This is a genomic window from Rhodothermus bifroesti, from assembly GCF_017908595.1.
Classification (GTDB): Bacteria; Bacteroidota; Rhodothermia; order Rhodothermales; family Rhodothermaceae; genus Rhodothermus; species Rhodothermus bifroesti.
Genome location: NZ_JAGKTL010000005.1, coordinates 182,587 through 205,623, shown reverse-complemented (window position 1 = coordinate 205,623; position 23,037 = coordinate 182,587). Strand labels below are relative to the sequence as shown.

Below are 23,037 nucleotides of genomic sequence, written 5' to 3'. Positions count from 1 at the left end.
ACTCCTTTGGTACAAAGGAAAAAACTCGGTCTGCACCTAAAAAGGGCAGACCGAGTTTACAAGGCTCTAATGCTATAGTTTACGCTACCTAAAAGGAAATTTGGATACCTAGGCGGTTGACGTTGCTGAAGGTTTCAAAGACGGTGTAGGCGTAATCGAAAGCAAAGTTCACCGAGCCAAAGCGTTGCCGCACGCCTACGCCCAGACTAGCGCCTTCCACGTCCGAGGGGTAGGCATAGCCAGCCCGCAGGGCCAGTGTGTTGAGCAGCAGATATTCAGCGCCAATGTGCAGTCGTTCGTCGAAGTCGCGCGGGCGCTCGGCATCTACGGCTACCAGAAGCCGGTGCATATTAGGATCTTGGTTAGTCAGGTCGAGCAGGTTCATGGCTACGCCAATGCGGAAGGTAAGCGGCGGTTCAAAGTTTTCGCGTTCGTACTTAAGCTCACGCGAAAAGTTACGGGCGCTAACGGCAAACGTTAGGCTTCGGAAGCCCGTTTGATAGATGACGCCGAAGTCAAAGGCTACTGTGCTTTTACGGTAGTCTTTGTGCACCAGGTCTCCACCGTCACCGAAAGCGACCGGGAAGCTGCCCAGATCTTGATTGACGTACTTCACCTGGCCGCCGACGGCAAAGCGGTCGGTTAAGGCTCGGGCATAACCTACGCCGATGGCCAGCGCGGTAGGACTGAAGTTGAACGTGTCTTCATAGCCACTTTCGTTATCTGCCCGGATGGTCCCGATAAACTCGCCGTAGTCCACGGCGGTTACCGACACCCCCCAAACCCCATAGATGCCGCCACGTGGACTAAAGGCGAGCGTCCCGCCATTGTAACGGATGTCGGCGATCCATTGCGTTTGCATGACCGCAAGGTGGAGACGGTCGGCCATGTGCGCCATCGTGGCTGGGTTATATAGGAGCGCCAAGGAGTTGCCTAGATTTTGGGCTGTGGCGGCTCCTCCCATAGCCGAGAGCCTGGGATCCAGCGACATGCTCAAAAATTTCAGGCCTGTTTGAGCGCGTTTTTCACGTTTTGCCTGCTGGAACCCTCCTTCGCCTAAGGGCTGCGCGTAAGCAGGGGACCCCATCCAGAACAGGATCAGAAATAGGCCCCATCCCCAGCGTAGTACATGTGTTTTCATGGGAAGTCGTCTGTAGGTTTACACTTGAAACAACAGCGCTAGCGGCGTTAGGGGTGTGCGGGCCCTGGGGGCCCGCACACCAGGGTTGGCTCATCGAATCACGACAAACTTGCGGATGAGCTGTTGACCTGTGGTGTGGTCTTTAATGACCGCGATATAGATCCCGCTGGAAATCACCTGTCGGGCATCGGTGGTCAGATCCCAATACTCATCTCCGCTACCGTCGGTGTGCTCGATCCGCTTTACGAGCTCGCCGAGCTCGGTATAAATCTCAATGGTGCACTGGCCTGGGATATCCAGGAAGCCGATCTTGTCTTGCTGGTCGGGCCAGCGCAGGTCTTGGTCCGCAGCGATGATGTAGGGATTGGGCACAATGCGGGCTTTAGCGATCGTTTCACCCGGGGGCCGCTTCAGGATAGCTGGATCATAGGTTTGCGTATAGTAACGACTGCTCCGCAAGGGACGCCCATCGGGTGTGCCGTTAATGGCCATGGGGTCAACCGGCGTAGGATTGCCTACAGCCTGCAGGTAGTAGTAGTAGGCTACGCCGCGGGCCACATCGGTATCTTCATAGCGGGTTACATTAGCGGGCAGTCTTGCAATCAGTTGGTAGCGCGTGCGGTCGTCTGGAGCCGGAATCCCATCAAAGCGGTTCTGGGCTCGGTAGAGCTCCCAGCCCCCTGGGGGCAACTCGCCTGGATAGGGTTCCCACGTGATGGTGATGCGGTCTACGCCCGAGGTAACCTCAAAGCGGCGTGGTGGCAACGGTGGACGGATGACGTTGAACCCAGCTGCATAGACCGCCTTAGCACGCTCCACCAACTGGAAGAGCGAGTCGCGCGCGGTCATCACCCATTCGTTTTTGGTCATGCCAATGCAGCCTTCCTCCCCTTCTTCGCAGGTTTGGTTGCGTTTTGGATCCCACCAGAAAATGGCTGCGTCGGCTGCCTCTACGCCGCGTGAAAGTACCTGGCGTTTGTACCAGCGCCCAAGCTGGAGACTCAGCTCGTCACTGAGACCAGCCACACCTTCTACCAGCACGACGCGGTACATTTGTCCTGGAGCCATGTCAAAGGGACCAAAGCCATAGGCGTAGCTCCAGCTGTTGTACCCGATGCGCGGGTCGCTCTTCTGCGCAGCGAAATGCCGAACAAAATCGACCGGCGTATTAGGATCTGGCGGCGGCCAGGCGCAGAAAGCCTGTGAGGGAATCGTCCGAATGCCTGTCCATGTGCAGCCGGTAGTACTATAGCTGCGCGCTGGCGCTCCTTGCTCGATCCACTGCCGTTCCAGCTGCATTCCGGGAACGTTATTGTGGTTGTTGCTACCCGTCAGGTCTCCATCGTCCGAGTCCAGATAAGTCATCACGCGCGGCTGGGTTGGGTCGTCTGGAAGCACTGCTCCTGTATGGGGTGTGCCATCGGCATGCAGCACAAAAGTCCCTACCATAGCTGCGCCACCCAGTCGACCGATGGTATCCACATTGAGCGTGTACCACCACCCGACCGAGTTTTCCCACATGGGGTTACCGATGGTATTGAAGCGGGCTTGCTCCGGAATGTAGCCTAGCCAGGAGAAATGTCCGCGCCAGCTTGCATCCAGACCGTAATCTTGGTATCCATCCCCCACGGCATCGGTCATCACATAGCCGCCCCAGGCAGTAGCATTGGCGCTACCGCCCCAGGAACCCGCGGGAGCATTGATTTTCGGACGTCGAACAAAGGTGAAGTATACGTCCTCCAGCTGCTGATTCGGCAGCTCGACTTCGTCGTCGTCATCGACGTTGCCGGTATTGACGAACGTATATTCTACAATGTGGTAGTCGTCATGGAATTCGTTGCTGAGCTGATAAGCGCGCACCTGCATGGTAATGCCCACCGAGGTATTCACCTCGTTGTACACCATGCGATCGGCCTTGAGCTCAGGGTCCACTTCGTCTAGGGGAGCTGGACGCCGGAACGACTCGACCCCATCGACCAGCACCTGTGGGGCTTCAAAGCTTCCCACAAGCTTGAGGTCACGCTCAAAGAACTCCCCAATGCCTTCCGTACGGGGGCCAATATGCGAGACGCGTACGGGGAATTGCGTGCCCTTTTCATCGGTAAAGTTCTTTACACTGACCCATAAGGCCTGACCGTGCATGTAGGACACCTGGGGACGGATGCCGGGCCATTGGAACATGACCTCATCGTAGGTTTCAGGTTGGGCGCCCCCACCCACATACCGGTGCTGAAAGTCCCCTACCGACAACCAACGCATGTTCCATTGTGCCCAGGCCTGGGGTATGCCTATCGCACTGACAAGCAGCGCTAAAAAAGCGTTTCGTAGCCCCTTCATTGCGCGTTTCTGTAACGTTTTCATAGCAAACTTCCAAGATCGCGTCAGCGGGTTTAGAAGGTGATGCGCACGCCAAAGTAGACGTCACGTGGATTCAGGAAGGCCAGGTACGACTCACTGGGCATGCTGATATAGGCTTTATTTTTCAGCACATAATCCACCCGCCGTTTATCTGCTGGTCCCCAACTCCCGTTGGCATACGTCATGTACTGGCCTGTTTTCTTGTCCCAGTAGAGCACATTCGGTATAGGATCAGTAACCTGGGTGACGTCCAAAACGGCAAAGATGGGATCATAGGCGACACCGGGTTTACGGTAGTCTCCTGGTTTATCCTTGCCTGGCACCCACACATAGCCTGGATCTTTTTCACCAAAGATATCACCTGGCAGGTGAAGCGAGCGGAAGTAGTTGGTCAGGTCATTGGGTCCTTCAAAGATGGAGCCATTGCTCCAATACATCCGCCGCAGGTTTAGCACATTGGTCACGTCGACAAAGAACTGGACGCGCCCAACGGACGTTTGCAAGTTTTTACTGAGGCGAAGGTCTAGGTTGTAGTAATCCTTCCAGCCCGTGTTAAAGGCGATTTCAGGATCGTTGCCTGGGCCAAATTCAAAGTTTTGGCCATTCCAGGTGCCCTTAGCACCTGCCCGCCACTCGCCTAGCAGGTTCAGGCGCCAGTCGCCCAGCAACAAACCATAGTCCTCGGGAACGATCAGTTCCAGGTTGACCCGTGCAAACGGCTCAGGCACTGGTGCCCATGGGTAGTGATCTGTAGTGGTTGTTAGGTATTGGCGAAATTCTGCCCGGTTTTCGTTGATCTGCCCGTAGCCAAAATTGCCAAACTTGCGTGCCAGATACGTATAGTTCACAAACCCACGGATCCACCGCCCACGGTTCTTTTCCACGGTGAGTTCAAAGCCGCGCACATCGCCATAGTTCAGTGGTTCAACCCGGAAGTAATCCACAGCATCATCTACGCTGATATATTCCACTTCGCGCGGTTGATAGTGCAGGTCGCGATAAAAACCTGCTAGGCGCAGCAGAAACTGGTCTGCGATATTCTGCTCAAACCCCAGCTCGTAGGCGATTGTCCGAGGCAGCGGCTGGTTGGGATTGCCAATGCTAAAAATGGCACCATTTGAGATATACTCAACCCGGAAGAGGTCTTGTGGGGTGAGCATTTGACGAAAATGGCCGTAGTTGAAATAAAGCTTGCTGTTCTCCGTAATGGGGAACGACACACCTAAACGCGGGCTAACGGTAAGTTGCTTTTCTACCGGCTTACGCGGCAGCACCTGATCGAGCCGTCGAATGCCGATACTGGCCGAAAGCGCCCGGTCAAAGGCTGTATAGTCGTACCACCTACCGCTGGGATTGAAATAGTCGAAGCGTAACCCCAGGTTGGCAATCATGCCCTTGAATTCCAGCTTAGCCTGAGCGTAGTAAGCAGCCTGCACAGGGGTACGATCCCAGCGGAATTTTTCGTTTTCATGATGCGGGTTGGCTGGGTCATAGACGCCATGCCGGATGTGGTAGTCACTGAAAATGTACTCCAGCCCTGTCTTGATCTGAAGAACGCGGTTTACCTGGCTGGTCAAATCCACGCGGCCAGCATAGCGCACAATGTTGGAAGTGTCCCGTGCCGAACCTGCCTGTGAACCTAAAAGCCCAAACGGCGTGGGCGTAGCCGCATTCTCATAGGACTCTTTAAACCCAAACGGCGCTTCGGTCACGCCCAGTTCACCTGCCGCGCACTGGCCATTCTGTGGATCGGCAAACGAACCATCTCGACGAATGCACTTCACAATCGCGCTCGGACCGGTAATGCCACCCTTACGCGGGCGAGGCATGAACGTGAAATAATCCGACTCAATGCGCTGCAGCTGCACCTCGTAGAATGTAGCCGGACTCAGGGCATGGGTAAACTTTGCCCCAATCATCGACTGGGTAATGTTGGTTGGGCTAAAGCCCCAGTCACCAAACAGGGCCATGTTGATGTTAAAGCCGATGTTCATTTGTACCGGCATGAGATCCTCTCGGCTATCCCAAGGATAGCGGGGCATCTCCCCGGTGAGAATCGTCCCTCTACCATCCCGATGGGCCGCATGCCCAAGCTGTTTTCGGTACAGCCCATCGATGCTCAGCTTCATGCCCGTGGCGATATCTGAGATCAGCTTCCCCTGAAAGAGGCGATCCCGATAGGCAGGACGCTGCTCGGGAAACATAAGTGCCGTTTGCACCTGGCGGTAGGAAGCGGTAAAACGCAAATTGCCTAAGTACCGGCTCACCAGCGGAACAGGACCTCCAATGGTGCCATCAAACTCATAGTTTGGCTCGCGAATGGTAAAATCTTTACGCACCAGCCACTGATAGGCTGAATAGAGTTGCTCTGGCGTCCAAGGCGTTCCCCCCGCTAAGGCATCCCATCCCTGATGGCTTGGATACTCTTCCTGGAGCCATCGAGGCCATACACTGGTGCCGCAGTAGGCTACACCCCGCGGGCATCCTTCAAGTGGCGTCGTATCTAAGAATGGTTTAACAAAATAGGATTCTAAATCACCAGGTGTAGCCCCAAAATACGGACGGGATGGTGGAGAGTAGCGCGCTAAGACATCAGCAAAATACCGATTGGTCGTGGGCTCTTTCGTAACCACATTGATTAGGCCGCTGCGCACGTTCCCATATTCTGCATTAAAGCCCCCGGTTTGCACTTGCACCTCTTCAATGGCGGTAAAGCTTACACCCAGAATCGGCGTGTTGCCACGGGGGTCGGCAAGCGACATTCCATCAATCGCAAAAGCCACCTGATCCCCTCCGGCACCGCGAATGGTCAGCCCTGGCTCAAAGCCTGCCTGCAGGCCAATCACATCTGCGATGCTGACCACTGGAAGGTTTTCGACCTGTTCAGCCCGAATATTAGCCAGTGAGGCTGAAACGTCGGGCTGCACGACCGGACGCTGCACCGTAACCACCACTTCCTCTAACCCGATTGCCTGCGGCTGCAAGCGGAAATTGAGCTCGGTCGTCAGCCCAATGCTTACATCCACGTTTTCTGCCACAACGGGCGCATAACCCACAAACGAAGCCCGCACGCGATAGGTACCCGGACGCACATTCAGGATAACGTAGTATCCTTCAATATCTGTGGTGGCCCCCATCGTCGTGCCTTCAATCACGACGTTCACGCCTGGGAGCGGCTCGCCTGTTTCGGCGTCTGTTACCACACCGGCAATCTTCCCTGTCTGCGCCCATGCTCCTGGAATCCCTACGCCTATCCATACCAATCCAATGAACATTAGCTGCCGTAACTGTCCCATTGCAAACATACCTCCGGCTGGGTTGAAAGGCACTTTTTGTGCGTTCTTAATGAAGAGACAAGAGCACCCAAACCGCTTCCTATTCCCCTCAATTACTTCACGCTTTATTCACAAAAGGGCAATTTTTACTTGAGCGGCTTTAAGCTTGCGCCTTCCTGCAGGTGATAGGTTTGATTTACGGCCAGATGCGTCCAAACGTCTTGGCGGCGATCAGGTGTAGGCCAAACAACAACGAGTGTATCGATTTGCACGGCATCGCCTAGGCCTATCCAGGGCATCAAGGGCGAAGCGCCAAAACTTCCCCCAGAAGAAACGGTGGCGTGCAAAACGCGATGCGAGCCAGAGGGTTGCCGTACAACCAAGCGTACACGTGCCCCGATAGCTGCCCGATTGGCACGTTGGCCTTCAAGCCGGAGCTGCACCCAGTTTCCTGAGGCTGCTTTTTCGTTGTCGAAAAGTGCATTGGGGAAAACGTCGCTTTCATAGGCACCTCCCAGCACAACGTACAGGTCCAGATCCCCATCCTGATCGAAGTCGGCCATAGCAACCCCATGGCCTTTTTGGAGGTGACCGGTTCCAGATAGGAGCGTTTGCTCCACGAAATGCTCTCCTTGTCCAAAAAAGAGGCGATTAGGGACCAGTGCTCGAAAATCAGGGGTTCCGGTTCCCCAGTACACATCGGGCCAGCCGTCGTTGTTTAGGTCGCCATAGTTTCCACTCATGGTAAAGCAAGCGCGGTCAAGGCCTGCAGCTTTTGTTACGTCGGTAAACGTACCGTCGCCGTTGTTGCGGTAGAGCACAGGTTTTTCAGAGCGAATAGGATGCCCCAGCCAATCTAGCGCAAACTCTGCGGGGGCTTCCCCTAAATAGCGCAGGTCGAAGCTGGCGGCCAGCAAATCTTCCCACCCATCTTGGTTGTAATCGAAAGCCCAGACGGGAAAACTAAAAAGTGGCTGTCCAACGCCGGCTTGCTCGGTTGCGTCTTCAAAGCGCCACAGGCGTCCATCGCTACTTCCCCGATTCAAAAAAAGCCGATTTGGGGCGCCTAGGATCGACAGATACACATCTGGAAGCCCATCGTTGTTCACGTCTGCCCATACCACCCCTTTTACCCAAGCGCGCACGTCCAGTCCTACTTCGGATGCAATATCGGTAAACGTGCCATCGCGGTTATTTACGTAGAGCTTACAGGGGAAGTCCAGGGGAGCTGTCGCAGCAGCCGCGCCCAAGCCCATGACCGATCCTCCTTGCGACTCGCATCCTACAAAGAGATCGATCCATCCGTCCAGGTTAAAGTCACCGAAGGCAGCAGTTTGGGTGGGGCAAGGTGTGCCTAAGCCGGCTGCATACGTAACGTCAGTAAACGTGCCATTGCCGTTGTTGCGCAAGAGCGACATAGGGATGGCCCCCGCGGGTCCAAGCCAGGCACCGCGCAGGATCAGGACATCGACGTAACCATCGTTGTTATAGTCGGCCTGCACCACGTTGAGTCCGCCCACAATGCCGATTAGGCCGGCTTGCGCTGTATGGTCTATAAAGCCGCCCTTGCCGTTGTTGAGCAAAAGTCGAACCTGGTCGTTGAGTCCATAGGAAGTGACCAAGAGATCGACAAAACCATCTTTGTTGAAATCCTCAGCGGCCACACCGCCGGCAAGCCCAACGACTGCTGCGTTGCGACTCAGGGCTACGTTGCGAAAAAGCGGCGTTGTCGCTTCGGGGATAGATAGGCCCTCGATGCGCCAGCGCTGGGGTACTTCTTGAGGATAGCGACCCAACGCCATGTAGGCTAAGTTTAAAAGCCAGCGTGATTGGAAATCAAACGGGCTGCTTTCTACAAGACGTGTGAGGAGCGTTATGGCCTGTTGTGCGCCTTCAGGATGGCGGTGGATGGCGCGGCCGCGCAAGGGCAGGATGCAGGCTTCGTCGGCATGACCGGCTAGGCAGTTTTGCTGTTCTCCAAGCCGAAAGTAGGCCGTAGCTAGCATCTCAAGCAGGCCGCGCGTTTCTGGTGCCTGCCAATAGGCCGAGCGCTGGTAGCGTGCCAGAAGGGCCTTAATTTCTCGAATAGCCTCTTCGGTTTGGCCAGCAGCTAAAAGCTCTTGGGCGTAGCTAATCCGGTGGAGGGTGCTAGCTTTGTCGCCAGCCGATGCCAGTTGCTTTTGCCACCATGCTGCCCGAAGTGTATTGAGCAGGTAATAGTCCATCGGTTGCTGCTGCGCCCGGCGATAGATCGCCGCCAAAGTATCAACCATACGCGCAGTGCCGTTTTGGGGAACTGCAAGCTCTTGGTCAGTAGCTCGGCATCCCCAGATCGCCCCCACGCAGAGGGCTATCACCATGCTTTGGCACAGCTTCATGGCCCATTGGGCGCTGTCCCTGCTGCAAGTTGGGTCAAGTAGCGTTGAGGCTCTGGACGGTTGGGGGCCAAACGGCGTGCCCGCTCCCAGGCCTCACGTGCAGCAGCAACGTTGCCACGCCGCGCATAGAGGATACCTAAGTTGATCCAGCCATCGACAAACGTCGAGTCTTGTTGTACGGCTTGCTCTAGCCAGGCAAGGGCTTGGTCTGCCTGACCCAGGAGCAAGTATAAGATGGCGATGTTGTTTTGAAATTCCAGATTTTTCGGGTCCAGATAGCGGGCTACCTGGTAGGCATAGAGCGCTTCAGCATACTGGCCCAAGCGGCGCAGGAGTGAACCTAGCGTAGCGTAAGCATAGGGATCGCGCGGCGTGTTAGAAATCATGAGTTCGGCTTGTTCTACCTTGGCCTGCAAGGCGCGCAGCGTTTCGGCTTTTTTAATGAGGTGTTGGGCTGCCTCCCGTGCTCCTTGCTGCTGCAGCAGCAGGCCTAAGCTGTAGTGAGCAGCATGATGCCATGGGGCTTCCTGTACGACCGACGCTAACAAGACCCGAGCGGCCTCCAGCTGGCCGGTTTGCCGAAGCAGATTCCCTAGTCGGTAGCGGGCAATCAAGCTGTGCGGCACCTGCTCCCAAGCGCGCCGCGCGGCCAGGAGCGCCTCTTGGAGGCGTCCTTCTTTTTCGTACAGTTCTGCCAGGTCCAACCAAGCCTCGGCATAGGTACTGTCTAAACGCAGTGCCATCTCATAAGCGACATGGGCACTATCGACGCGTCCCAGTTCCTGATAAGCTCGGGCAAGCCCTCGCCATGCCAAGGGCGTTGGTTTTTGTTTCAATTCTTTGCGATAGTAAGCCACAGCTTGCCCGAACTGTCCTCTTCGGGCGGCATTGTTCGCTAGGTTATGCCACAGACCGGGATAGTCGGGCACGCGTTGTGCCACCAGATGATACAGGCTGTCGGCCGCGTCGAGCAGCATCATGCGCGTGTAGAGGCGTCCTTTAAAAAACAGTACATCGGGGTGCGCTGGCGCCTGGCTTTCTGCCCGATTGGCTAGCTGAAGGGCTTCGATAAAAGCCTGCTGTTGCAAGGCGGCTTCTGCCTGCACTAGGAGCGCCTCAGCTTCAGGAGGCAGTGGTGCATAGCTTGACGGATTGGCGCGACAAGCAACCAGTCCAGCACTCAGCAGCAAAACACTCCACGCACGGCCCATCCTCTATGCTAGATTAGGGTTCACTGTCCTGCCTGTGCCAACGTTGTTGCAGGACGTCCGGTACCTTCGACCAGACGCACTTCCTGGTCGGCGTCAAACGGCCCAAAGGTCTCCTGAAGTCCTGAAGCCCAGCGGACTTCAACGGCATCGACGCGTCGCGCAGTGCCAAGGCCAAAGGTGAGGGTTTTTTCAGAAACGGACAAATAGCTTCCCCCTGTTCGCACCCGCTGCTCTAAGCGACGCTGGCCTAGGCGCACCACCACTTGGCTACTGATTCCCTGGGGATGGCTCTTGGTCCCGACCAGCTGCACGCGCAGGTAATGGCCAGCACCTTTGGTTTCGTTGCGCCACAGGTGCGCCCGACCACTGTTTTCGGTGACCAAAATATCAACCAAACCATCCCGGTTAAAGTCACCATAGCAGGCGCCTCGGGCCACGATAGGTTGTGCCAACACGCCCCCAGCCTTAGGGGCCACGTCTTCAAAAAAGCCGTAGCCGTCGTTCAGAAACAGGTGAGGTGGTTGGGCATAGGTAATGCCATCCTGAACGCGCTCGATTTCATCTTGCACGTGTCCATTAGCCGCAAACAAATCCAGATCACCGTCCCGTTCTACGTCAAACAAGAACAACCCAAACGTCAACGTCTGCAGGCTCGCACGGCCGATTTTTGAGACAGCTGCCCGGTCGATAAATAAGTCGTTGCCGATGTAGCGGTAGACACCGATCATCTCTTTGGAGAAATTACCTACAAAGAACGTGACCTGTCCGGTGGTATCGACCACGCCCGCATCGTTACCCATGCCGGCGCGGGCTTTGCCGTTTTCATCGTAAGCTACCCCACTAATGAGGCCAATGTCGGTAAACGTCCCATCGCAGTTGTTGCGGTAGAGCTGGTCTGGTTGCGTGTCGTTGGCCACATAGAGGTCAGGGCAGCCGTCGTGGTTATAATCTGTTTCGGCCACGCCTAGCGTTTTCCCCGGTGCGGGTGCAAAGCCTGCCTTTTGGCTTTCGTCGGTAAAGGTGCCGTTGCCGTTGTTACGGAAGAAATACGGTGGAATTCCGGTGTAGGCCTCAGGGGTGCAGTACCCTTTGGTTTTTTCATCAAGCGAGCACCAGAGGTCGGTTTCAGGCGTCCAGTAGACATAATTGCCGACAAACAGGTCCAGGTCGCCGTCGCCGTCGGCATCAAAGAAAATCGCTGAGCTACTCCACACCGAGTCGCCTGCCACGCCTGCTTTTTGGGTTACGTCGGTAAACGTCCCATTGCCGTTGTTGCGGAGAAGAATGTTTTTCCAAAGGGTGGTTACGTAGAGGTCTTCATAGCCGTCGTTATCGTAGTCGGCTGCGGTGATGCCCAGGGCATAAGCCGTAAGGTTTCCTAGACCGGCTTCGTCGGTAACGTCGGTAAAGGTGCCGTCACCGTTGTTGCGGTAGAGCCAGAGGGGTCGTACCCAATCTTTTGCACTGCGACCGGGCCACACCCCACCTCCAACCAGGACGATGTCGAGCCACCCGTCGTTGTTATAATCGATAAAGCCGCATCCCGAGCCCATCGACTCAGGGAACCACTTTTGTCCAAAAGCGCCTGTTTCATGCCGGAAAGCCCCCAAGCCAGCTGTTTCGGTCACATCGGTAAAGGCAATCTGCACGGTTGAGGTGGGCGCTGCATCGAGTGGCCGCTGCACCTGCTCGGCGCGTTCACACGCACTGGTCAAAAGCAACAGGATGCCTAAAAAGGAGGCTTTCCACATGTTGTCTATACGCATAGCTTATTTTGAAGCAGGAGATTGCCAAGCTACAGCAGGTTGTCGGGTTAGTTGCGGCTGAGGCAGCACGGGGTGCAGCTCATGCTCATGGATGGCCTGAGCCTCACGGTTGACCATGGGATGACGGTGTTTGTAGGGGGTACTCCAGGCTGAGGCCTCCTCGTCCACCTTATGATACTCATAACGCGCCTTGGCCGCAAGGAATTCTTCGGTGCGACCCAGCGCACCTAGAGCCAACATGCGGTTATAGAGGCCACCTAAGTCTTCGGGATCGATAGCTAAAATACGGTCGAACCAGCGCAACGCTTCCTCATAGCGCCCCGAGAGGTAATGCACACGTCCAATTTCTTGCAAAAGGATACGGTCCAAAGGATAGTGTTCTTGGACCTTCATCCATTCGGCCAGGGCCTGGTCGTATTCACCACGGCGCTGATGGATTTGCCCGCGGAAGTAGGCTGTTTTAAGGTATCCTGGACGTCGGCGCTCTGCTTCAGCCAAAGCTTCTGCTGCACGGTCCAATTGCCCTTCGGCAATCAGGACGCGTGCTAGGTTGATCGGTCCTTCGGGGCTTTCTGGAGCCAGCAAGCTTACCTGCTCAAAGGCTTCCAAGGCACGACGGTTGTTGCCTTCAAGGAAAAGACCGATGCCATAATCATTCCAGCGCTCCCAGAGCGGGGTGTTGCTTTCGGGGGGTTTGCCGGCCACGCGTCGGGCTGTAGCGATTGTTGTAATAGGTAGTGCCGGCGCTTGCCGATCTTCGGCCAAGATCCAGCGGCGGTAGTCGACCTCAGGTGTAGCCAGCGAATCCGCTTCTCCAGGAGCTACCTGTCCCCGAAACGTCCAGTTATGGAAGTACCATTTGAATTTGCGGTGGTTGAAGGCCACGGCCAACTCGGTAACCGGCTGCGCTTGGGGTATGGTAAAGCGATAGTGAACCGTGCGGGCGGTGCCAGGACCGATAACGTTCACGTAAACGGGCGTGCGAAAGTCATGTGGGTTGCGTTTGTTGGCCTCTTGACCGGCGCGATCGACAAAAACAGCACCGAAAAAGTGGGCTGTTGAATCAACACGGCCTTCAGCATCGAGCAAACCAGAGGCCAGTACCACGTGTCCCTGGCTATTGCGTCCAACCACTTCTAGCCAAAGCTCATTGGAATCGTTGGTCCCTCCAGGGAGGGCATGGCCGACTTTGCGGTTGCGCACGACCACCGTCAGTTCCACCTGATCGCCGGGCTGCAGCACAGGCATGGGTTGATTGGGGCCATAGGTGCGACCGTTGACGCGTACGAGAAACAGGTCGACGGTTGCGATCGAGTCTTGCAAAAAAGCCTGCGTTGCATGCAGTTGCTCATCATGCCCTTTAAGAAATGGAAGCGCAGTGTTGGCCGCAAGGAAACGATGGCTGCGGACAAATCCGCCATCGTTGCCTTGGTCATTGGAGGGCACCAGTGGCATGTGACAATCGATGCACGTGCGCGGCCGGGACGGCAGGTAGAACGAGCGCACGGTATTGCCCGAAACGCCACTCATCTGCCAGGCATCGTATTCATTTTGTCCCCGAATCCAGCGGTAGTAATTCACGTCGGGCGGCAAGCCTACCTTATGGCAGGCGCTGCAGAACTGCTCCGTACGGTGTACCGGTCGCAGCATAGCTTGCCGGTGTGGCTCAGGGCGAGCCAAAATAAGCTGGCGGTGTAGCCATTGACCTAGAGCCGTAGTGCTGCGAGCAAACGGATATTCATCGGGTTCAGCAATCACATAACGCCCGTTGCCACGCAAATCGCGTAAACCCGTGATCGCGTGGCAAGCGAGGCAGGTAAGGCCCTCATGGGCTGTCCAGTGCGTGGTATCCAGGGGCATACGGTGGCCGAAACGGCCCGAAAAAAGTACTACCGGATCGTGGCAAGAGGCGCACCAACGGGCAGCCTCTACCGGCCGCCGCTCGAGCATGTATTCGATGGAACGGCGGTAGTAAGGGTTATTGAACGATGCAAAACGATGTGCTGAAGCTTCCCACTGGGCGTAAATGTCGGGATGGCAACCTGCTTGACCGCAGGTTTTTGAGCCCGAAAGCGCGGCTTCTTTTAAAAAGCCTTCGTGTGCTAGCAGCGCTTGGGAAGACCGCAGCGGATTGTCTTCGCCAGTTTGTACATATACTGGTTGCGGACGCTTAAGCCAGGGTACAGCGAAAAAAGCCACCGAAACCACCAGACCGGCGCCTAAAGTAAGCGCGAGTGGATGCCGCAAAAGTTGGGCTCGCTGGGACAGGCCTTCTAGGAGCAAAAAGCGGTAACGCTGTCCTCGTTTGAGGGAAACATGTAGGGCAAAACCCAACACCGAAGTGGCTGCGGTGACGACATGCAGCGTCAGCACCCAGCCCTGGGCCACGGTAGAGCCCCCAAAAAAGAGTAAAATACCACTGCCTAAAAGCAAGGTTATCGACAGCGCCGTAAAGCCCCCCGCCGCCGTAGCCCGTAGGTTCCAGCGGATCGGCATGGTACGCAGGTGGGCCGCAAGGAAAATCACAAAAGGCACACTAAGCAACAGCCCCAGGCCTACGTGCAAGAGCACGTTACTCATATAAACCAGCGCGCTGGAGCGATCGAAAAGAATCAGCACAAGGCTGTTGAGAAGCATCACCAGAAAGCCGCCAAGCAAAACGCTCACCCAACGGCGCTGCTTATCGGGGAGATAAAACAGACGTTTACGACGAGACATAGCCGCAAGACAGATTAAGACCCTTCCGAGTGCATACGACGGTCCAGCAGCTGCAGATACTGCCGTAAGGTATCATCATCGGGACGGTAGCGCAAGGCTTGTTGCCAGGCCTTGCGGGCTGCTTCGTACTGTTTCTGCTGGGCATAGACAACGCCTAGATTGAGCCAAACATCAGCAAGCGTAGGGTCGCGACGTAGAAGCTGCTGATAGCGCGCAAGGGCATCTAGCGTGTCGCCCAGCAGGAGGGCTAAATTTGCACGGTCATTTTCGAGAGCCAGGTTATGCGGCTCCAAAAACAGCACAACATCCAAAGCACGACGGGCCTCTACGTATCTTCCAGCTTCAATCAACAAAGTGGCTAGCTCTTTCCAGTGGCGTACGTCTCCGGTCTGATAGGCTGCTAATCGGGCTTGATCGATCTTCCCTGTGAGCTGTTGAATCCGCTGGGCTCGCGCCAGGTAGAATTCCCCTGCACGCGTCTCTCCTCGTAACATCAAGGCGCGGCCCAAGTTGTAGTTTGCGCCCCGGTGCAAGGGGTGGCGTTCCAAAACCAGCTGCAAAAAATGCACTGCGTCTTCGGTGTGTCCCGTGCGCAGCAGCAAACGAGCGAAGGTATACAGGTTTTCCAGCTCTTTAGGATTCAGGGCGAGTGCTTTTTCGGCAAGCTGCAACGCGGTTTGAAGGTTCCCTTCTTGTTCTTCTAGTTCAGCCAGCCATCGGTAACTTTCGCTGTCTAGGGAATCCAGTTCCAAGGCGCGGTGATAGAACTGGCGGGCTGCCTGCAAGCTATCGAGCAAAAAACAGGCACGTCCAGCTTGTCGATAAATGGCTACCTTAGCGATGCGGTCTGTTTCGGCGTAGTAACGCTGCACTTCTGTAGGGGACTGTTCAATCAAAGCGAGCTCTTTTAAGTAGTAAGCGAGTGCGCGGCGATAGAACCCTTGAAGAAACGCCGCGTGTCCGATTTGGAAATCGATTCCCCGCAGGTAAGCATCTAAAGCCCGGGCTTTTTCGAGGTGGGTTAAGGCTTCTTCAAATGCATTGATGTCCAGGTAAATGCGGCCTTTGAGTAAATAAACCTCCGCGATTTCAGCACCTTCTTGCAGCAAGCTATCGGCAAGCTGCATGGCATGTTGGTAGGCCCCTTGAGCATAAGCTTGCCAGGCCTGATGCAGCCGTGCTGCCTGTGCTGCGGTCAGCACGCGTTCCGAGGGCGGACGGTAAGCCTCCGGCGCTGTTGGCCGGCAGCCGGTAAAGATCAGTAGACTTAAGCCAATCCAAAGACGTATGCGCAACACCTTGCTCTTCCCACTGCTGTTGACACATCAGAGCCCCGACCGGCCGTACCGGTCGGGGCTCTGCATTCTTTTCGCGCTCTTCTGCTTTAGAAGGCCAGCTGTAAGCCTAGTCGATGGACGTTGTCGAAGATGCCAAACGAGGTGTAGGCATAATCGACCCCAATGCGAAAGCTTTCTGACCCTAAGCGCAAACCGGCACCCACGTTGATCCCTTGTTCATCGGTAGGTGTGATGTAGCCGGCCCGCAAGAATAGCAGGTCCATGAAACCATATTCCATGCCTACCTTAATTTGCTCAGGGTAGTCGCGGGGCCGGACAGCATCGACGCTAAGCCAAAGCGTATGCGTGCTGTTGGCCGGCGCGAGCAGATCCATGAGGTTATAGGTAGCCCCAATTTGGAAGGCCAGTGGCAGCTCAAAGCTTTCCTCCACATAGGTTAGCTCGCGCGAGAAGTTTCGCACGCTCATCGCAAAGGTTAGGCTTTGCAGCGCTGTCCGGTAGAGCACGCCAAAGTCTACAGCGATCGTCGACTTCGCGTAGCTTTCCATGCGACCGCCTTGGGTAACTTGGGCCTCACCCAGGTTTTGGCGGGCAAACTTTGCATGTCCGCCAACGGCAAAGCGGTCGGTGATCGCACGCGCATAGCCCAATCCGATCGCTAATGCGCTGGGGCTATACGTGCCCTGGTCCAGGTAGCCCTGTTCGTTGTTAGCGAAGATAGTCCGGAGCACCTCCGGATAGCTTACGGCTACCACGCTGAGCCCGATCACGCCAAACTGGCCGCCCATGGGGCGATAGGCCAGGCTGGCGAAATTATAGTCGGTGCTGTTAATCCAGCGCGTTTGTCCAGCTGCAAAGTGGAACGTGCGATCGAAGTAAGCCATGCTGGCCGGGTTATAGAAAAGGGCCAGTGATGAAGCGTTATCGCGGGCCGTGAGGGCATCGGCCATTGCGGCTGCCCTGGGGTCTACGGATACGCTAAGGAACTTAAACCCGGTTTGGGCCAGCTTTTTGGTTTCCAGCTCGGTCCCCGTTCCTGTACCCTGAGCGTAGAGTAAGGCCGGGAAAACCAGCCAGCCCAATAGCAAGAGGCTGGTCCCGATATAGCTGCGTTTCATGGTCATCGGCAACGTTTGCGTGATCATTATCCCAAGAAATCAACGGATGATGACAATGGTGCGCGTGGTCTGGGCGCCGGTATCTGCGTCGGTGATGACGGCAAAGTAGATGCCGCTAGCCACCACCTGACGCGACGAGGTAGTCAGGTCCCAGAACTCGTCACCGCTTCCGTCAGTGTGTTCGATCACCTTGACCAGCTCGCCTAGCTCTGTGTAGATCCGGATCGTTGCCCGAGCAGGTAGGCCGTAGAAGGCGATCTTGTCTTGCAGGTCAGGGAAGCGGACGCCCAAGTCTGCCTCCAGGTTGTAGGGGTTGGGGACTACGCGCACTTCATCCAACGACCTTCCTGGCGGCCGCCGCAACACAGCCGGCTGGTAGGTTTGCGTCCAGTACCGGTTGCTCTTGAGGCGCACGCGGCGACCTGCGGTTGGATCGTCGACTTCATTGCCCACCGCCTGGATGTAGTAGTAGTAGTTGACCCCGCGCGTCACGTTTTCATCGACGTACGAGCGCGCATTGCCAGGCAGCGTTGCGATCCGTTGGTAAACCGTAGAGCTATCGGGCAGGGGGATACCAAAGTAGAAGCTTTGGGCACGCCAGATTTCCCAGCCTCCAGGTGGATCCGGCTCGCCGCTATAGGTCTCCCATTCCAGCGTAATGCGATCGGTGCCTGAGGTCACCACGAACCGACGTGGCGGTTTAGGTGGCTGTGGGATGTCCAAGTTGTTCTCCCATACGTTGAGGATCCGCTGGAAGAGCTGGAAGAGTGAGTCGCGGGCAGTCATCACCCACTCATTCTTGGTCAGGCTAACGCAGCCTGGGCTTCCCTCCTGGCAGGGACTATCCGTCACTGGATTCCAGCTGAAGCGTGCCGCGTTAGCAGCAGCCTGCCCTTCTGCCCGAACTTTGTTCTTATACCACTTGCCCAGCATAAAGCTAAGCTTGTCGCTTAGGCCTGCGATGCCTTCGGCCACAACAATGCGGATGCTCTGGTTGGGCTGAAGCGTGTACGGGCCAAAGCTTTGGACATAGCCCCATCCGCCTGGACGGCCTTGCGAAGGATCAGAAGTTTGCAGATGGAAGCGACCGTCTGGCTGGATGATATACGCATGCGTGGGGTTGTTGGGGTTATAGCGGGCATTGGCTGGATCACTGGCCACCTTATTGCCATCCTCAAGCCAGTTGCGTTCCAGCTGCATGACGCTGAGGTCGTTGTGGTCATTACGCGCTGTTAGCTCGGCATCGTCCGAGTCTAGCCGCGTCATCATCCGGGGCTGGCTGGGATCATGGGTCTTGTTGGTTGCCGACTGATCCGCATGGATAGTCAACGTACCGAACATGGCAGCTGCGCCTAAGCGCCCTGTAGTGTCACCCCCGATATGGGCAATCCAGGGCTGCAGTTCAAACCACATGGGGTTACCAATGGTGTTGAACACGGTCTGCGCCGGCACATGTCCCAACCAGGAAAACTGCGCAGCATGGCGTTGGGCAAACGACTGCCCATATTCTTGAAAGCCCGGCACCAGCGCATCATTCATCGTAAACTGTCCCCAGGCTGCTCCACCCCCACTGTTATCCCATGCACCCGCTGGCGCATTGGCTTTGTTGCGATAGAAGAACGTGAAGTAAACGTCTTGCAGGGTTTGGTTAGGCAGTTCAATCTCGTCGTCTTCGTCTACATTGCCGGTATTGGTAAATACATATTCGATAATGTGATAATCCTGATGGATTTCGTTACTGAATTGATATACTTTGCGCTCCATCTCGATGCCCATGGCATTACGTGTTTTATTGTATACCATGGCATCGGCTTTGAGCGAAGGATCAATTTCGTCAGGTATAGCAGGTTTATCAAAAGTGCGAAGGCCATCAACCACAATTTCTGGCTGCTCAAATTTGTAGACCAATTTAATCACATCTTGAAACACCTCTCCTACCCCGTTAAAGCGAGGACCGATATGCTCAATGCGCACGGGGAACGTCTGTCCATCAGGCGAACGCCAATTTTTAGCGCTCACCCACAGTCCTCGCCAGTGGCCCCAGTAGGCACCAATGTGGTGGCCTGGCCAGGTATACGTGCCGGTACCATCAATACCAGCCATACTTTCTGGCTCTGAGCCACCCCCTAAGTAGTGGGATTGTAGCCGGCCAATGGCAAGCCAGCGACCGCTCCACTGGGCTTGCGCGATGTCGCTGAAGATCAGCAGGAGCAACAAGGCTCCCACGCAACGCCCTAAACTTGCCGTTTTGTGGGTTGCAATCATAGATATCCTCATCCTTTTACTTTCTTGTTAGAACGAGACCCGAATACCGAAGAACACGCGCCGCGGATTGAAGAAGGTGAAGAAGTCCGCGTTTGGCATGTCGATGTAGGCCTTATCCTTCAGCACCCGGTCAACAAACTTGCGGTCCGCTAGGACGAACCCATTGTTTTTGTATTGGAAATACTCCCCATCCCTGTAGTACAGGGCTCGGCCTGGGTTGCTAGCCGCCGGCGCGCATTCTCCCGTGCATACGATAATAGGCACGAACTCTACGCCTGGCTTCCGATAGTCCCCTGGCCGGTCGTTGCCCGGGATCAGCGGATAGGGCGGACCGCTCTCAAGGCCCTCGAAGGTCTTTTTGGGCAGATGGAGCGACTGCAAGTACTGCAGCAGATCGGTCGCGTTCACAAAACCACTCCAGCGATTTAGATGCCGGATATTGAAGACGTTGGTTACGTCCATGAAAAATTGGACCTCACCTATCCGGCTGTCGATGGTCTTACTTAGGCGTAGGTCAACGTTGTAGTAATCTTTCCAACGCACGTTGTGCTCAATCCCGCGCACCGGGCTACCGGCCTCAAGCAGGCTGTTGCCGGTCCAGGTGAGCACTTGTCCCGCACGCCATTCGCCTAGAATGCTGAGCCGCCACTCAGCCAATGGCCGCAGGCCGCCATAATTTGGCCCAAAGTCCGACGGCGTCAGGATGTCGACATTAAACCGGGCAAAAGGCTCCGGAATTGGCCGGCTCTGATAGTGGTCTGTAGTGGTCAGCAGGTACTGCTGTTGGCGAACGGGGTTTTCGAAGTTGTTTGTGTAACCAAAGTTACCCGTTTTGCGGGCCATGTAGGTATAGTTCACAAAACCCTGCACCCACCGTCCACGGTTTTTCGAGAGCGAGATCTCAAAGCCACGCACATCCCCGTAATTCCACGGACGGGCTACCCAATAGTTGACCTCGCCATCGATGCTTTGGAAGTTGATATTGCGCGCCTGCAGCGATACATCTCGGTAATAACCGGCCAGACGCAGCAGGAACATATTGTAAAGGTTCTGCTCAAAGCCCAGCTCGTAGGCAACGGTCTTCTGGAGCGGCAAATTGGGGTTGCCAATACGGGATACAGCCCCACTGGAGATCTTTTCGACCTCAAACAGGGGCACAGGGTCTGGCATTTGCCGGAAGTGACCGTAGTTGAAATACAGCTTGCTGTTTTCCGAGACCGGGAAGGAAATACCCAGGCGTGGACTTAGCGTAAGCTGCTTGTCTACGGGTTCTTGCGGGAGCACTTCGGCAATGCGGTCTGCCCCAATGACTGGCGTAAAGGCTCGGTCATAAAGCTGATAGACATACCACTTGCCGCTTGGGTTAAAGTAGTCGAGCCGCAGGCCCAGGTTGGCGATCAATCCTTTGAACTCCAACTTGCTCTGCAGGAAAGCTGCCCCTTGCTGCGGCTTCCGATGCCAACGGTATTTTGGGTTGGGGTGGTGTACAAAGAAGGGGTCATTTTCCCCATAATTCATCTTGTAATCACTCAAGTTAAACTCTACCCCACCCTTAACCTGCAAGAAGCGGTTCACCTGGCTTGTCAGTGCCGCAGAGAACAGCCAGCGACCTACTTTAGAGGTGTCATAAGGCGTACCCCCGTGGCCCCCAAGCCGCAATCCAGGCCCAATGCCGTCATCCATACCGCGATACTCATAGCCAAACGGCGCCGAGGTCAGTCTAATTGCGTTGGCATCCTGACAGGCTGGATCGTTGATATCCCGAATCTCTGGATTACCAGGCGTTACGCAAACCACCGGGTTCGGATCTCGAGGCGGAATATGACCTGTCTTGTACTCGGTCTGCGTCCGCTGCAGCTGCACCTCATAGTAGGTCTGCGGTGAGAAGGCATGGGTAAACTTCAGGCCACCCAGCGTATAGGTGATGTCCATCTGCGCAAAGACCCAGTCTCCGTAAAGACCGGCACGTGTGACGTGATCCCCTACAGAACCAATGGCCATATTTTGCAAATCTCCCCGACCATCCCACGGGAACGTAGGCGTCGAGCCATCGACAATGGCTGCCGTCGGGGCATCGCTCAGCACCGGCTGCAGCCCTTTACGCTGCGAACGCATGCCCAGGATTTCCAGCCGGCCTCCTGCAAAAATGTCTGAAACCAGCTTCCCTTGGGCGGTATAGTCCTGATAAGCCTTGCGACGTTGTGGGATCACAAAGGCGCTTTGCGTTTGGCGATAAGAAGCCAAAAAGCGCAAATTGCCTAAATAGGACCCAATACCAGGCACAGGGCCTGTAATCGTACCATCGAGCTGATAATCTGGCTCGTGGATTTTATTGTCTTTGCGCATGTACCACTCGAACGCCTTCTGCAACTGCTGCGGCGTCACATTGGTACCATGCGCAGTGTTATAGGCATTGGCTGCTGCATTCCACCCCGCAAACTCTGGATACTGTCGCTGCGTCCACTCATCCCACGCTGCCCTCGTTCCCACAAACGCCACACTGGGATCAAAGTAGGGGCGCACCCAATAAGACTCTGGGTCGTTGGGGGTTCCGCCAAAGTTCTTCGGCTGGGGTGGCGCATAGCGCGCAATCAGGTCAACCGTATACCGATTCCGCGCAGGCTCTTTCATAACCACGTTGATCAGACCCGAACGCACGTTCCCGTACTCAGCTGTAAACCCTCCCGTTTGCGCTTGCACTTCTTCAACCGCAGTAAAGCTGACGCCCGTAAACGGCGCATTGGTGCGCGGGTCGGCCAGGTTCATACCATCAAGCAAAAATGCAATCTGGTTTCCACCATAGCCACGCACTACTAGCCCTGGCTCAAAGCCCGGCTGCAGGCCAATCACTTGCGCCACATCGGTTGCTACCGGCAGCGCTTGAATCACCGAAGCGCTAATGTTGACAATGCTGGCCGAGATGTCGGGCTGCACGATAGGCCGCGTAGCCTGCACCACCACTTCTTGCAAGCCAATCGCTACTTCTTGCAGGGCAAAGTTGATCTCCGTCGTCAACCCCACGTTAACTTCCACATTCTCTACAACCTGGGGCGTATAGCCCACAAACGAAGCGCGTAGGGTGTACGTACCGGGACGAACATTGATAATGTTGTAGTACCCATCAATGTCGGTGGTGGCCCCCAGCGTGGTCCCTTCGATAACCACGTTTACCCCTGGAAGCGGCTCACCACTGCTGGCATCTACCACCCGACCAGAAATTTTGCCCGTTTGGGCCCATGCCACTGCTCCCCAAAAGAGGGAACCAAGCAGCAGCAAACCCTGTAGTCGCAATACCCGCTTCATAAGGTCTCGCTAAAGGTTGAGGTGACAGGTCAAATTTATTTCCAAAATTTTGACAAACTCTGCACCCCGTCAAGTGCAAAAATTCATCCCTGCACACTTTGGAAGCGGTCCCAAGAAATAACCTATAAGCATTTATAGGTTTAGCAAACTTAGAGCAGCCTGTTTCCGGAAAGCGGTTTCTCTTTCAGGACTAGCCCATCGGGCTC

General features: G+C 55.6%; 11 protein-coding genes. All 11 read right to left on the bottom strand.

The genetic code is table 11. The annotated features are described in order from the left end of the window. Positions 1 to 88 precede the first annotated feature (88 nt). A complete protein-coding gene (locus J8E65_RS11795; protein WP_210376322.1) occupies positions 89 to 1,141 on the bottom strand; it encodes a PorV/PorQ family protein in 1,053 nt (350 codons plus the stop codon). A gap of 90 nt (positions 1,142 to 1,231) precedes the next feature. Next, positions 1,232 to 3,478, bottom strand: coding sequence for a T9SS type A sorting domain-containing protein (locus J8E65_RS11790; RefSeq protein ID WP_237181987.1), 2,247 nt, complete (start codon positions 3,476 to 3,478; stop codon positions 1,232 to 1,234). A gap of 53 nt (positions 3,479 to 3,531) precedes the next feature. Further along, positions 3,532 to 6,804, bottom strand: a complete 3,273-nt coding sequence (locus J8E65_RS11785) for a TonB-dependent receptor (RefSeq protein WP_210376320.1) — start codon at positions 6,802 to 6,804, stop codon at positions 3,532 to 3,534. Positions 6,805 to 6,920: 116 nt separating this feature from the next. Continuing rightward, positions 6,921 to 9,134 carry a CRTAC1 family protein gene (locus J8E65_RS11780; protein WP_210376313.1) on the bottom strand — a complete coding sequence of 738 codons (2,214 nt, stop codon included), beginning with the start codon at positions 9,132 to 9,134 and terminating at the stop codon, positions 6,921 to 6,923. A gap of 14 nt (positions 9,135 to 9,148) precedes the next feature. Beyond that, complete coding sequence (locus J8E65_RS11775) at positions 9,149 to 10,363, bottom strand: tetratricopeptide repeat protein (RefSeq protein ID WP_210376309.1); 1,215 nt, start codon at positions 10,361 to 10,363, stop codon at positions 9,149 to 9,151. 20 nt (positions 10,364 to 10,383) lie between these two features. Next, positions 10,384 to 12,129: a CRTAC1 family protein gene (locus tag J8E65_RS11770; RefSeq protein WP_237181986.1), complete on the bottom strand. Its 1,746-nt coding sequence runs from the start codon at positions 12,127 to 12,129 to the stop codon at positions 10,384 to 10,386. Positions 12,130 to 12,132: 3 nt separating this feature from the next. Beyond that, positions 12,133 to 14,847: a tetratricopeptide repeat protein gene (locus J8E65_RS11765; RefSeq protein WP_210376307.1), complete on the bottom strand. Its 2,715-nt coding sequence runs from the start codon at positions 14,845 to 14,847 to the stop codon at positions 12,133 to 12,135. Positions 14,848 to 14,861: 14 nt separating this feature from the next. Beyond that, complete coding sequence (locus tag J8E65_RS11760; RefSeq protein WP_210376305.1) at positions 14,862 to 16,145, bottom strand: tetratricopeptide repeat protein; 1,284 nt, start codon at positions 16,143 to 16,145, stop codon at positions 14,862 to 14,864. 86 nt (positions 16,146 to 16,231) lie between these two features. After that, complete coding sequence (locus J8E65_RS11755; RefSeq protein ID WP_210376303.1) at positions 16,232 to 17,263, bottom strand: PorV/PorQ family protein; 1,032 nt, start codon at positions 17,261 to 17,263, stop codon at positions 16,232 to 16,234. 39 nt (positions 17,264 to 17,302) lie between these two features. Then, the gene (locus J8E65_RS11750; protein WP_237181985.1) at positions 17,303 to 19,540 is read right to left on the bottom strand and encodes a hypothetical protein; all 2,238 of its coding nucleotides are present in this window, start codon (positions 19,538 to 19,540) and stop codon (positions 17,303 to 17,305) included. A 15-nt stretch (positions 19,541 to 19,555) separates the two neighbouring features. Continuing rightward, positions 19,556 to 22,831 carry a TonB-dependent receptor gene (locus J8E65_RS11745; protein ID WP_210376301.1) on the bottom strand — a complete coding sequence of 1,092 codons (3,276 nt, stop codon included), beginning with the start codon at positions 22,829 to 22,831 and terminating at the stop codon, positions 19,556 to 19,558. Between the last annotated feature and the right edge of the window lie 206 nt (positions 22,832 to 23,037).

Excerpts from the sequence above, each read along its gene's own strand:
- J8E65_RS11795 (WP_210376322.1), bottom strand. The coding sequence starts at position 1,141 with ATGAAAACACATGTACTACGCTGGGGATGGGGCCTATTTCTGATCCTG.
- J8E65_RS11790 (WP_237181987.1), bottom strand. The coding sequence starts at position 3,478 with ATGAAGGGGCTACGAAACGCTTTTTTAGCGCTGCTTGTCAGTGCGATA.
- J8E65_RS11785 (WP_210376320.1), bottom strand. The coding sequence starts at position 6,804 with ATGTTTGCAATGGGACAGTTACGGCAGCTAATGTTCATTGGATTGGTA.
- J8E65_RS11780 (WP_210376313.1), bottom strand. The coding sequence starts at position 9,134 with ATGGTGATAGCCCTCTGCGTGGGGGCGATCTGGGGATGCCGAGCTACT.
- J8E65_RS11775 (WP_210376309.1), bottom strand. The coding sequence starts at position 10,363 with ATGGGCCGTGCGTGGAGTGTTTTGCTGCTGAGTGCTGGACTGGTTGCT.
- J8E65_RS11770 (WP_237181986.1), bottom strand. The coding sequence starts at position 12,129 with ATGCGTATAGACAACATGTGGAAAGCCTCCTTTTTAGGCATCCTGTTG.
- J8E65_RS11765 (WP_210376307.1), bottom strand. The coding sequence starts at position 14,847 with ATGTCTCGTCGTAAACGTCTGTTTTATCTCCCCGATAAGCAGCGCCGT.
- J8E65_RS11755 (WP_210376303.1), bottom strand. The coding sequence starts at position 17,263 with ATGAAACGCAGCTATATCGGGACCAGCCTCTTGCTATTGGGCTGGCTG.
- J8E65_RS11750 (WP_237181985.1), bottom strand. The coding sequence starts at position 19,540 with ATGAGGATATCTATGATTGCAACCCACAAAACGGCAAGTTTAGGGCGT.
- J8E65_RS11745 (WP_210376301.1), bottom strand. The coding sequence starts at position 22,831 with ATGAAGCGGGTATTGCGACTACAGGGTTTGCTGCTGCTTGGTTCCCTC.